11 protein-coding genes are annotated in these 12,595 nt (G+C 34.5%); 5 read left to right on the top strand and 6 right to left on the bottom strand.

The window, feature by feature from the left end:
* Window positions 1-91: 91 nt before the first annotated feature.
* Window positions 92-1,525, bottom strand: coding sequence for a lactonase family protein (locus EHR01_RS10930; RefSeq protein WP_135694821.1), 1,434 nt, complete (start codon window positions 1,523-1,525; stop codon window positions 92-94).
* Between the two features lie 240 nt (window positions 1,526-1,765).
* Window positions 1,766-3,217 (bottom strand): lactonase family protein, encoded by a 1,452-nt coding sequence (locus EHR01_RS10925; protein WP_135694820.1) that lies wholly within the window; start codon window positions 3,215-3,217, stop codon window positions 1,766-1,768.
* Window positions 3,218-3,310: 93 nt separating this feature from the next.
* Between EHR01_RS10925 and EHR01_RS10920 the strand changes: the two genes are divergently transcribed.
* From EHR01_RS10920 to EHR01_RS10910, 3 genes are all read left to right on the top strand, one after another.
* On the top strand, window positions 3,311-5,248 hold the full coding sequence (locus tag EHR01_RS10920; protein WP_135695071.1) for a sensor histidine kinase: 1,938 nt from the start codon (window positions 3,311-3,313) through the stop codon (window positions 5,246-5,248).
* Between the two features lies 1 nt (window position 5,249).
* Window positions 5,250-6,014, top strand: a complete 765-nt coding sequence (locus EHR01_RS10915) for a response regulator transcription factor (RefSeq protein ID WP_135694819.1) — start codon at window positions 5,250-5,252, stop codon at window positions 6,012-6,014.
* Between the two features lie 202 nt (window positions 6,015-6,216).
* A complete protein-coding gene (locus EHR01_RS10910; RefSeq protein WP_135694818.1) occupies window positions 6,217-7,233 on the top strand; it encodes a hypothetical protein in 1,017 nt (338 codons plus the stop codon).
* Window positions 7,234-7,315: 82 nt separating this feature from the next.
* Here the strand turns inward: EHR01_RS10910 and EHR01_RS10905 are convergent, their stop codons facing one another.
* The 4 genes from EHR01_RS10905 to EHR01_RS10890 all read right to left on the bottom strand — a co-directional run bounded on the left by EHR01_RS10905 (window position 7,316) and on the right by EHR01_RS10890 (window position 9,995).
* On the bottom strand, window positions 7,316-8,350 hold the full coding sequence (locus EHR01_RS10905) for a DUF5777 family beta-barrel protein (protein ID WP_135694817.1): 1,035 nt from the start codon (window positions 8,348-8,350) through the stop codon (window positions 7,316-7,318).
* A complete protein-coding gene (locus EHR01_RS10900) occupies window positions 8,347-8,889 on the bottom strand; it encodes a YceI family protein (RefSeq protein ID WP_425269989.1) in 543 nt (180 codons plus the stop codon). The genes EHR01_RS10905 and EHR01_RS10900 overlap by 4 nt, the downstream gene beginning before the upstream one ends.
* An 11-nt stretch (window positions 8,890-8,900) precedes the next feature.
* The gene (locus tag EHR01_RS10895) at window positions 8,901-9,320 is read right to left on the bottom strand and encodes an LIC11213 family lipoprotein (protein WP_425269988.1); all 420 of its coding nucleotides are present in this window, start codon (window positions 9,318-9,320) and stop codon (window positions 8,901-8,903) included.
* 111 nt (window positions 9,321-9,431) lie between these two features.
* A complete protein-coding gene (locus EHR01_RS10890; protein WP_244310080.1) occupies window positions 9,432-9,995 on the bottom strand; it encodes a hypothetical protein in 564 nt (187 codons plus the stop codon).
* Between the two features lie 762 nt (window positions 9,996-10,757).
* Between EHR01_RS10890 and EHR01_RS10885 the strand changes: the two genes are divergently transcribed.
* Together EHR01_RS10885 and EHR01_RS10880 are read left to right on the top strand one after the other, a co-directional pair.
* On the top strand, window positions 10,758-11,993 hold the full coding sequence (locus tag EHR01_RS10885; RefSeq protein ID WP_135694813.1) for a sensor histidine kinase: 1,236 nt from the start codon (window positions 10,758-10,760) through the stop codon (window positions 11,991-11,993).
* 73 nt (window positions 11,994-12,066) lie between these two features.
* Window positions 12,067-12,591 (top strand): chemotaxis protein CheW, encoded by a 525-nt coding sequence (locus EHR01_RS10880; protein ID WP_135694812.1) that lies wholly within the window; start codon window positions 12,067-12,069, stop codon window positions 12,589-12,591.
* Window positions 12,592-12,595: the final 4 nt, after the last annotated feature.

Genomic DNA, 12,595 nt, shown 5'->3' with positions numbered 1-12,595 from the left:
AAATTTGTTTCAATTTTCGAACATATCAACATTAAAGAGATAATATCATATCTATTTATCCATAAAAGAAAAGACTGCTACAAACAATCCATCATGGATTGGTTCCTGCTGTCACAACTGCAATTGGCATAGTACTCGTTCCAACGTTTCCAACAGAAGTCAAACTACCATCTACTTGATTGATTAAAAACATATCAGCCGTATTGGCATTTATATTCGTTACATACAAAAACTTTCCGGAAGAATCTATAGTAATCCCCGTGGGACCATCACCGGTGATTGATTGACTTCCCGTGGGAATCAAGCTGCCACTAATTGGATCAATTGCGAAGACAGAAATCAGATCAGAACCTTGGTATGTCAAATAAACAAATCGACTAGCTGGATCCGAAATGATAGACCTAGCACTAAGGCCCAAGGCCGGTGTAGATGATACAAAATTCATGGTCCCACTATTTGAATTCAGTTGGTAATTCGAAATATTATTATCTACATCATTGACAATATACAAATTTTTTCCATTGGCTATGATTTCTACGTTTCTTGGGTTTGCTCCACTCATGATGGTTTGGATTACAGAAGGATACGGGATTCCAGAAGCAGGATCTATTTGGTATAAATCAATCATCTTACCATTGTAATTAGGAACATATAGGTAATTTCCAAAAGGATCAATGCCAATACTAGAAGCTCCGGTACTTGCAGTAACTGTGCCAATCAATGTTAGATGACCTGTAGCTTGATTTACTAAAAAAGTTGTTACATTTAGTGAGTGCCGAATGTATACTATATCCTTATATGGATGGTAGGTCATCGCAAGTGGGATACTTCCTCCACTTGCAATTGTTTGAATATTCGTTAAACTTCCATTTGTTTGATTAATCGAAAACTGCGAAATATCATTTGAGCTTCTATTGGGCACAGTTAAGTATTTTTGACTTGGACTAATGCCCATAGATTCTGGCCCACCTCCCGCAGCAACAAACCCTGTTGAATTCAATAAACCTGTTGTTGCATTAATTGAATACGAATTCACTAAACCAGAACTTGTATTTACAACATAAGCAAACTTTGGTGCAAACAATGATTTTATGATCAGTGAAATTGTTGTTTGTTTACTGCTACTATTTGCGGTGATCAAATATTTTGTTGAATTCATTCCCACAAGAGGGGTACCTGATATAACACAAGAAGATTCATTTAAAGACAAACCAGCTGGTAAACTTGGTGAGGAACTACAGGTTTCAACTTGCTCTGAAGCAAAAGGTATGATAGGACCAATCGGTTCATTTTGCCTAACGACAAGAAAATCAGAACCGTAGTGTAAACGAAACGGATTTAATCCTCCAAAACTGGGGCAAAGAAACTTTCCATCAGTGGAACCAAACTCAAGTAATGCAGATACTAGAAAACTTTTGCTATTAGGGTCACAAGTAGAATTTAAGTTTGCTGGACTGCAGTGAAAATTTAAGAAAAGTAAAAAAAAACTTAAAAACAAACGAAATAGATTTAATTGATCTTTCACGATAGATTCCCTTAGTGTGCATACTAATCCAAAAGAAAAAGTTTGTCGTCCGGGGACGGGAATCCGGAGTTGTAAGATCCTGTTTAACGAAATTTATCACCAAAGACTGGTTATAAATTAGAATCAAACATTTTAATGTAGCATATTAAGCGACATACGAAACAAAACAGTAAAAAATATCCCAGAATGGATTTCTACGCTCAACTTACAGAAGTTTATCGAATTTGCTCAATTTCAAATTTATGGATTGGATCCTGCGGTAACAATCACAGCTGGGCTAGTGCTTGTAGGCGCTGTCCCATTCGTAGTTAAACTTCCGTTAGACTGATTGATTAAAAATATCCCAACCGTTCCACTTGCAATATTTGTATTGTACAAAAATTTACCTGATGGATCCACTGTGATTCCCAAAGGTTCCGTTCCTGTGGTGATCGTATTTGGTGGTAAAGGACTCAGCTCACCAGTTACAGGGTTCGTTGCAAACATAGAAATAGTATTCGTATCTCTATTCGTCTTATACAGAAACCGCCCCAGGGGATCAGTAGCGATGGAACCAGAAACGATTCCACTCGATGGAGTTGGTGGAAAAAAAGAACTCATAAAACCAGTATTACTATCAATTTGATAGGTAGAGATGTTATTACCAGTATCAAAAGACACATACAATGTCTTTCCGTTGGCATGAAATGTCATTTTTTCGGGCCTAATATCCGAAGGGATCACCTGAACCGGGTTTGGATTGGGGAATCCAGTGATCATATCAATTTGATAAGACTCTATTAAATTCCCATTGTAAAATGCATCATATAGAAAATTTCCAAAATAATCTATGAGAAAATGTCCACTAGCATATGCCATAGGAATCGAATGAACTAAAGTTACATTTCCAGTAAGTGGGTTGACAGAAAATATAGAGAAGTTATCTGAATTTCGAATATAAATTAAATCTTTTGTCGGATGATAATTGACTGAAATCGGAGTATTACCTCCACTAAGAACCGTATCCACTAAAGTCAAATTCCCGTTAGTTGGATTAATTAAAAACTGGCTAATATTGTTTGTATTTCGATTGGCTACTGTTAGGAATTTTTGATTGGGGCTAATCGCCATCGACTCAGGTCCTCCTCCTGCAGCGACAAAACCAGATGCGTTTAAAACTCCTGTATTTGCATCAATCGTAAACGAGTTAATCAACCCAGACCCAAGATTAGCAACAAATACAAATTTAGGTATAAACAATGATTTAATCACCAAAGGCGTTGTTATTTGTTTATTTTGATTTTTTGCTGTGATTAAATATTTGGTTGCATTCAACCCCACAGAAGGTGTTCCCGATATCTCACAATTATTTTTATTTAAAATTACACCAGAGGGCAACTGAGGTGTTGATTCACAATGATCTATTGGTTCAGAAACAAAAGGCTTTAAGTTACTGATAGGTTCATCTTGTTTAAACACAAGGAAATCTGTTCCATAATCCAATCGCAGAGGAGTAATACCTGAAAACATAGGACACAAAAATTTTCCATCTGAAGAACCAAACTCTAATAATGCGGAAAAAAGGAAATTCTCACTTTCTGGATCACAAGCTCCGTTTAATTTGGATGGCGCACATCGTAAAGTAAAAAGGATCAAAAAGAAACTCAATAATATATTTACAATATTGGTTTGCTTCTTAGGAAAGAATATCATAAGTTGTAATTTAATTCAAAAGACGAAGTCTGTCTTCCTGGGACGGGAATCTGGAGTGTAATCGGGTTGTTAAATTCTCTCTTTCAATCACCAATGAAAACTGATGATTCAAATCCAAGGATTTCCCGTAGGGCTATTGACCACATAAAAAAAATTACCGTAGTTTTACTTCTGATTTCATGTCAAAATAAACCAGATAACAGTAGTTTACCGAAAGCAAAAGCCGGAAAAATAGTTCTGACTGAGGCCATGTTGCAAAACCAAACTTCCATTAAATTAGATGGCGAATGGGATTTCTATTATCAAAAACTTCTGAGTTCAGAAGAAATAAAAAAAAATAGTTCAATATTAGCGAATGATACTTTGGTTCTTCCGGGATTTTGGAATGAGATAAAACGGGAAGGAAAAGTTTATTCACCTCAAAGCTTCAGCACATTTCGCCTACAATTAACTTTGCCAAAATCATTTATCAATGGGCAATTTTCGTTTTATATCCCACATGCATTCACAACTTATCGTATGTATTTAAATGACGTTCTAATTTCTGAAAACGGGACTGTAGGATCCTCTGAAATAGAAACCAAAGAATACTGGTTACCTAAAATTGTGTTTTTTACACCAACTTCCGAAGACTTAGAAATAATTCTTCAAGTTGCAAATTATAAATCTTTAAACGCAGGTTTTAGGCAAAGTATTGAATTTGGAACCCAAGAATCCATGCTCAGAACAAAACAAGTTCGATTGTCCTTGGATATTTTTTTAATCGCAAGTTTGTTTGTAATATCACTCTACCATTTTACACTTTACCTTTTAAAGAAAAATGACCAAAGCCTACTATACTTTTCTTTATATTCATTTGTCAGCATGGTTTATAAATTCACGAGCGGAGAATTCTTTTTACTAATATTATTTCCCGATTTTGAATGGAGATGGTTAATTAAGATTTTTTTTCTGTCTGTTTATTTAACTTTTCCATTTTTACTAAGTTTTATAGGCAAAGTTTTCCCAAGTGAAATCGACAAAAAACCTTATTACATATTCCAATTTATATTTTTTTCATTCTCCATCTTTGTTATATTTTCAGAATCAACATGGATAGAGGAAACATTATTCCCAGCCGAAATCACAATGTTATTTTGTTGTATTTACACTTTTTGGATTTTATTCAAGGCGTTAACAAACAAAAGAGAAAATGCAGCCGGTTTTTTATTGGGCTTTCTCTTTTTATTTCTAACTGTTTTAAATGATATTTTATTTGAAAAAAACATCATAAAAACCGAAGTATATGGTCCACTAGGTACATTTGTTTTATTTTTCTCTCAGTCCTTTTTCTTATCAAAAAAATACTCTAACCTATATGCAACAGTTGAAAAACAAAAAATTGAATTGGAGCAGACCGTTTCATTAAAAGAAAACATTTATCGATCCAATATTCTTTCTAAAAGAATGGAATTGGAGTTGTATAAAAAAACGATTCAACCTCATTTTCTGATGAATTCGCTTTCGGCAATCCGATATTGGGTTTCTGAAAGCCCAGATAAATCTGCAGAAATTTTAGATTCTGTTGTTGGAGAACTTCGTATCATCTTGAAAGTTGCTTCCAAACAATTGATTCCCATTGGCGATGAAATCGAATTATGTAAGTATCATATAGGTGTCATGAAATTACGTATGGAAAAAGAATATCGGTTTAGAACTATCGGAATCAATCCAAAAGAAGGAATCCCTCCTCTCATTTTCCACACTCTCATTGAAAATGCATTTACTCACGAAGATTCGATTAAAGCAAAATTGAGTTTTGTAATCCTTAAAAAAAACATCAAAAAAGGAGAGAATTTATTTTCAGTCTATTGTTTTATTGTGTATAACCACTGTAAGACCAAGGAACCAGAAGTTTCAAAGAGTGGATCGGGAACTGGTTTGGAATATGTCAGACTCCGATTAGAGGAATCCTTTTCGGGAAAGTGGTCTTTAGTACATGGAAAGTCTAAAAAAGGATACCGAGTTATCATCCAAATTCAGATCATCTAAAATGAAAATATTGATATTAGAAGATGAGCCAGTTCACGCAAAATTTCTAACCAAATTATTGCATATAATTTTAGAATCTGCGACAAGTGAAATTAAACATGTGACTTCCATTGATGAAGCTGATAATGAATTAAAACAATCTCCAGCCAATCTTCTTTTTTTAGATCTTAATATTTTTGGATTCGACGGTTTTGATATTTTAGAGAGGATCCCTACTCTTTTTACCAATACCATTGTAGTCTCCGCAAACACTAACAATGCAATCAGAGCATTTGAATATGGTGTCATTGACTTTATCCCAAAACCTATTTCGGAAGATCGTTTGCGTTTGGCACTAGAAAGACATTCTCTTTTTGCAAGCACTTACCAAAGAGGAGACCAACAAAAATACACAAAGTCTCGTTTATTACAAGTGGATTTGGAACGAGTTCAAAGTCGGCTATCTCATTTAATGGAAATTGAAAAAATTTATTTGAATGAAGATTTATCTCTCGAAATTCTAGCCGAAGAATTGGAGTTACACCCAAGGCAACTTTCTGAATTTTTAAACGGAAGAAAACAAACAACATTTAACTCCTTTTTGCACAGTTATAGGATCAAAGAGGCGAAAGATCTTTTACTCAAATACCCAGAAAAAAATATAAGTGAAATTGGTTTTGAAGTTGGGTATAAATCACTTTCCAGTTTTTACGAAGCATTCAAAAAAGAACTAAAAATTACTGCTTCAGAATTCAGACGAAAAACTTCTATTTCTGATTCCATATAACAAAAAATAAATTTCCGAATCCACTGGTGTAGCTTTTTTTTTACACATGTGTCTAGATTCTAAAACTAGATACATGTTTCGATTCCCAAAAAGTCAAAATTTTATTCCTGATTCCCGTCCCAGGATGACAGAAAATTCAAAGCGAATTAGAATAGAATTGATTATTAATATAATTTTTTCAATTGGCTTTGGAGAATTTCTGATGTTTAAGGCAAAAGATCTGGTGAACAGTTTATTCTATTTTATAAAAAAAAAATCATTAATACGAATGTTTTATTTAACATTTTTCTATTTTATTCTATTTCTTTTTCCTTTGTTTATCAATTGTGCAAAGGAAGAAAAAAATTCAGACAAAGCAAATACACTTGGACTCTTGGGTTTGGCATCGGGCACTCAGACATCCACAAACTCTGACAACGACCAGCCAGGAGGAGGATTGTTGCCACCCATCCCACCTGTTGTTGGTCCGCCCGCCAATCCTGGTCAACCGTTAAATGCCCCCATACTGAATGATCCGCAAATCCATGTGAACAATGCTCCTTTAGCAGATGACCAATTCGGAATTTTCGGAAAAATTTTAATAGATAACATTAGTTTCCAATTACCGGTTCATAACCAAACAACGATTACAGCGTATATAGGAAAAAGAAACTTAAGATTAGAACCTGATGGGACAGTAGTGAATGCAACAAACTTTAAAACGTTAACTCCGGCTACTCCAAATCCTGGAGGAACGATTTGGTTTAGTTTTATCCATCGGTCCAATCTAAAACAAAAACTAATTCTCGTGGCAAGAAATGAATTTGGATCTTCTGCCAAAGAAATCAATTTCTCGCACAATCGTGATTGTTTTGGAGCTATTCTTGCCCCAACTACCATTGGAGATTGTAACGGACACTGTATTGAAGTAACGAATGTAGCTGGACAGTGGAATTTTAAAGCAAAATACAAACATGGTAATGGCATTACTTTTGCGAATATAAGTGTCGAGGGCTTTGATCATAATACAGGGGGATTGTTAGGTTTTGATGCATTCGAATATCTTTGGGACCCCGCAGACGGCCTCCCATTGCCTGAAGGAATTATTTCTGTTTCTTCAACCTTTAATCCCCAAGTGAATGAATATACATGCGTTGCATTACAAAGTATAGTTTGGATCGAGGACGAAAACGGAAATTTTAATACTTTTATCTTTGCAAATCGAGCCAGGTTAGAATAAAAAAATTGAACCATCATCGGAAGTCAAAACTGCGAGAGATATTCTCCAATGACTTCCATACTAAACTAAAATTGAATCAGTTTTATAAAGAAAAATAACGATGGATGTTAAAACCGATGGTCCATTCTTTTTTATCGTAATTGTAATCGGCACCTCGAAGTAGTTGCGTGTGCGCAATTGCGCGGCTGTTTGTGACAAAAAACTGAAAGATATGGCCTCCTGTTTCGAAATCAATTCCCGTACTAAATGGAACAGAAGTATATTCCACAGGCTTAGAGAGAAGTACGTTGTTTACAAAAGCATCGACCGACCTTCCCTTTGCGATCAAATCATTCACTTCAGAAACGGAATATTCCATACCACCGATTTTTGTTTTACGATCCTCGCTTTCATAAGAATCACCGATGTAATCCCTTTTGGGAGTCAAAATTGTTGCAAACGTTAAGTCTAATCGTTTAAAAAAATGGAAACGAAAAGACAGATCTAAACCTGTTCGATCATTGGATAGATGTTCTTTTACGTAATTTCGGTGAACAAACATGGGAGATATCTGAATCGAAAGAAAGTCATTGAATCTTCTCGAAATCAATATTGAAGATAAAGTACTTTGTCGATCCGTATCACTCAATTCATAAGTGTTTAATTGTTTTTCAAGATTTGTATCCAAAGTAGGAATTCCTGTCGTAGGGCGAAGATGTGGACCAAAAAATTGTTCTTGTTTTGAAGTTTCCTGACCAAAAACGCCGAATACACTAATCGTCAAAGGAAAATCAGAATCCTGAGTCAACAAACGCACCTTAGATCTAGCTTCATAAGTTTTCTGAAATGAAGTTCTAGCTATTCCAACGGTGATTCGATCTGTAACTCCATAATCCAAAGAGAGCTGCGTATTGGCACCTTGATCCAAACCAAAAAAATCATAAGAAGTAGACTTTGCATCTCCAAAGCGGTGATTGAATCGAAAATCAATTCCGTTTTTTCCGACGTCTTCCGTACTCGGCATATGAATCAAACTAGTTCCTAAAAAAGCAGTTTTCCTTAGTTCTTGAGAGTAAACTGGTAATACAAACGAAAGGGAAATGAGTGAAAAAATTAAATTAAAAAAACAATAATTCATTCTTGATCCTTCCATAAAATTTCAGATTCGATTTGGATCGTATCGTTTAGTTTTAAAATCACTAACTTTGGTACTTCGATTTTAAAATCTGCAAGATGGATTTCGAAATTCGAACGAATCAAAAAATCTTTTTCAGTTTCTTCAATGTTTCCTTGTATCTTAAATTTCTTTTTAGTGACTCCGTGGAGAGTGAGGTCTCCTTCAATTTCCACAATTTTAGATTTAATATCCCATCTTTTAATTACTCCAACAAAGTTTGTGTTTGGATATAGTTCCGTTTCGAGATAGTTCTCGTGCATGTGACGATTCATCATCCGACTCGGAATATTTAACGCTTTCAAATCGATTTGAATGGAGACTTTTTTCGTTTCTAAATTTGCAGACCCAAAAACTTTTGTTACGTTACCTCGAATCGTTTCCTGAGGTGCTTCACTTATAAATTGGATTTTTGCTTCTTTTACGACCAATTCTTTGATTTTTTTGTCAGCATAAAGGTTGGTTGCTACAACGATCCACAAAAGAAGAAACAAACTCTTTATATAAAAAGGAATCAGGGGTTTGCACCCTTAAGCGTCCAACAATAGACGGCTTTATTGATTGAATTTGTATTGTATATACGCATCGATCCCGTATTAATTTTATTATATAACAAACTTCCCCTTGGATTTCCAATGGTGATTCTATTTTTAGTGCTGTTATATGAAGTGATGTCAAAACCAGCGTTAGCGTTACTAACATTATGACAATTGGCACAAGTTGTAGTTGTTCCTGCCTGGCCAAGAGTAACAAAAGCAGGCGCAGGGTCCGTACAATCTGCATCCGTAATTTCCGAAAGAGGCGTAATAGAACCTAACAACAATGCATAAGACTCTAGCACCCCCTCTTTATCAGAACTCTTTTCATTCCTACAATTTAAGAATATAGATAAAGAAAGAAGCAAAACAAGACCACTTGACTTAAGAATTTGAATTATTGCCACAAAACTACCCTTTGTTTTTATAACCGATACATCGAAACCGATGTATCGAAACTAAATTTCAACTATACCATAATTCTCTTATGGATAAACTTTCTGTTTTTTTTATAGACCTTTCGTACATCTTACGCGAAACGAAATGATGTTAGTTGGTGGTGTTACAGCACCAACAATTTTATCGACAAGGCAATCTTTTACCTGGATATCATACACCGTAGCCGAGTTTTCCATAATCTTAACAGGGCAAGATAATACTGGATCGTAACTACCGTTTTGCGTATCCACGTTTAACAGAAAACTACCTGCAGGAGTTACAGAGACATCACTAGTTTTAGTAAAATCTACTTTATGAAGAAAGAATGATGGTAAAGAGAAATCATTTCCAGGAATCATTACATTATCATCTACACCAAAATCACCTCTACAAACACCGATTGTCTTTGTAAACTTATCATTTCCAATCGTTAAATTCACAGAATTCAATGCTGGTTCAGGTAAATCAGGGTTTGCCGTATAAGTTAAGAACAGCAGCGGTGCAAGTAATGCACTCGATGTATCTTCTTTTTTTCCCTCAGAACAATTTACCAAAACAAAGGCAAACATTACCGTGAACAAAATTAATAACGTCTTTGTAATTGTTTTATTTTTCCATATTCTATTTGTCTTCAAGTTATCCTCCACTAGAAAGAACTTAATATTCTATGAAAGGATGTTACTTGATAGATTTTATGCTGTCTTCCTGGGACGGGAATCTGGAGAGAAAAACTAATTTAAATTTACAGTGATACATTTCTCGTAGCGAATGTTTCGACACAAAACACTATCCATAAACCAACTAACCACAATTAATACACAAAAAGATAAGGAGAAAAATAATTTAACCTTTCAATCTCTTACTGAAAACCAACAAGTGCAAGGCAATATTTATCTGTATAATAATTTCAGCTTAGATTTAATTTTAGACCCATATTGCACTGTATCATATATTTTCTTTAAATGAATATAAAACGGGAGATAGAAAGATTTGTGCGTCATCATATCGCCAACAGAAACTTTCACAGAATTAATCAAGTGACCTCGAATATTCTCGAAAGAATACTTTTTTATCAAAGATACCATCCACAATTGCAACAACGTAATGGAGGAAAATCAAAAGTGATTCGTGAAAAACTTTCAATGCTCCTTATATTCTAAATTAATTTTACAATATATTCTCTTTGAAAAATTCCACTCCAAATGAATGGGCAAAGTTATTTACCGGCAAATATCAGTAAAGATACGACATAGTATCATGTTCAAACTCGGAACAGTATTTATGAACTTTTTTTCATACAACGTCTCGTATTTAATTGTATTTATTCGTATTTATGTTATAAGTAAAAACTGTTCACAGCGAATTCAAATTTTGGGTTAGTAGGAAAAATGGAAGGGATGTCCACAGAAACCACGTTTAAAGAATATGCTAATGCCTTGTTTACTTCTCTTCCAGAAGGGAACTATGTTCTTCTTTCGGAAAGTGGCCATATCTTAGTAGCAATTGCCTCTCCCACAAATCCATGGGGAATCAGTAACGATAGTATAGGAAAATCTTTTCTAGATTTAATCCCTGAATCCTTAAGGACACTCGCAGATACTTTTTCTCAAGTGATCAATTCTGGAACTTCGTTTGCTACACATTATTCCTTTCCGAAATTCCAATTGGTGATTAAACTTTCACCTATCTCGTTGCCTAATCAGTCAGAAAAATTTGTTTTGTTTTCTGCTATAGAAATCAAAGAACCAACAGATAGAGATTTATCTGAAATTGAAAAATCCGTTGTTCACTACGAAGAAAATTTGCACAAAGAAATCATTAAAATCTTCAACTGGCGGCATGAAATTGAAGGTAAAGGCAATCATAGAGATTGGATGGAAAAAGCTCTCCCAAATCTAAACACTTCTTTAATGCAAGGATCGGGATTAGGAGCTCTTGTTACCACTGTCGGTTCCCTACTCAGGAAAGCAAAAAAAGAAGGGAATCAGCACATCATCCCATCCACGATTTATGAATTGTTAGAAGAAAACTTTAGTAGTACAAAAAAGTTAGTCCAAACCTTAGCGGAAGCACAAATCGTGTTCGAAGGTAGCGCAGCACAAGCAGAAACAGCAACCTTAAAAGACTTTCGAAATATGATCCAAGATGAAGTAACTTATCTTTCCGATATGACTGCTATCAAAAACCAGAAGTTTCATATTTCAAATTTACAAACAAATACTGAAAATAAATTCCACTGTCATTTCAAACTTTTAAGAACAGCAATTCGAGAATTACTCATCAATGCGATGAAGTACGGACAGGAAGGTTCCAGCATCTATATTCTCTTTATGAAAGCGGGAGAAAAGTTTTCTCTTAAAATATTAAATGCACCAATGGATCAATCCATTCAACAAATTGATTTTAAAAAATCAGAAGAAATCATTTTATTTCAGCCATTCTATCGAGTAAACAAATATGTGGATGAACGTTATTCAAAAGAAGAATTTGGACTCGGCCTTGGACTACCGATTGTAAAAAAAATATTAGAAGATATGAATGCAAAAATATACTTCAATGTTTTGGAATCCAATATTTATAATGATCAGTCTTCTGAAGTTTCAGTTTCATTAGAGTTTGATCTTGTTCCTTAAATTGGAACAATTCTATTTTTATGATTTACATACATTCAAGTGTATGAATCTTCGCTAAGACAAAGGTGAGAAAATGAATAACCTTGAAATAGAACCTCTCTCAGATGAAAACGACGATTATGATGACGAAGACACTTTGGATGGTCGTTATCTAATCTTCTCTCTTGCTGACCGAAGTTACGGAATCGAAATCAAATTTATCACAGAAATTGTTGGAATGCAAAACATTACTGAAATACCTGACATGCCCACCTTTATCAAAGGTGTTATTAACCTAAGAGGCAAAGTGATCGCTTTGATTGATGTTCGCGATCGTTTTAGAATGCAATCAATTGGATATAATGACAAAACCTGTGTAATTATCCTCAGCGTAAACCAACAATTAATAGGACTAATTGTTGATACAGTCAAAGAAGTTATCAAAATAGCACCTAACAACATGGAGGAAGCTCCTAAGTTTGGAGAACACCAAGGAAACCAGTTTATCAAATCAATTGCAAAGGTTAGTGATGAAGTCAAAGTTTTATTAAATATTGAAAAACTACTCAAAGATGAAGACAAACTAGCGTTAGATGCAGCAATTAGCAATCAATCTTAATACA

Source organism: Leptospira mtsangambouensis (assembly GCF_004770475.1).
GTDB lineage: Bacteria > Spirochaetota > Leptospiria > Leptospirales > Leptospiraceae > Leptospira_A > Leptospira_A mtsangambouensis.
The sequence above is the reverse complement of the archived record's forward strand: the minus strand, read 5'-3'. Positions and strand labels throughout refer to the sequence as shown.